The sequence below is a fragment of the Sulfitobacter sp. HI0129 genome (assembly GCF_001635395.1).
In the GTDB taxonomy this organism is placed as follows: domain Bacteria; phylum Pseudomonadota; class Alphaproteobacteria; order Rhodobacterales; family Rhodobacteraceae; genus Sulfitobacter.
This window is the reverse complement of sequence record NZ_LWGH01000976.1, coordinates 1-290: the sequence shown is the minus strand read 5'-3', so window position 1 is coordinate 290 and position 290 is coordinate 1. Positions and strand designations below refer to the sequence as shown.

Below are 290 nucleotides of genomic sequence, written 5' to 3'. Positions count from 1 at the left end.
GCGGGTCGGAGAACAGCCGCTGCGCGGGCCCCGTCTCGACGATCTGGCCAAGGTACATCACCCCGATCCGGTGCGAGATATAGCGCACCACGCCCAGATCATGCGCGATGAAGACAAAGGCAACGCCCAGCCGTTCCTGCAGATCGCGCAGCAGGTTCAGAACCCCCGCCTGTATCGACACGTCGAGCGCCGACACCGGCTCATCCAGCACCACGACCTTCGGATCGACGGATATCGCACGCGCAATGCCGATACGCTGGCGCTGCCCACCCGACAGTTCGTGCGGATAG

General features: G+C 64.5%; 1 protein-coding gene. It reads right to left on the bottom strand.

Annotated features, from left to right (window positions below; translation table 11 throughout):
• On the bottom strand, positions 1-290 hold a 290-nt coding region (locus tag A3764_RS21455), incomplete at both ends, for an ATP-binding cassette domain-containing protein (protein ID WP_150122382.1).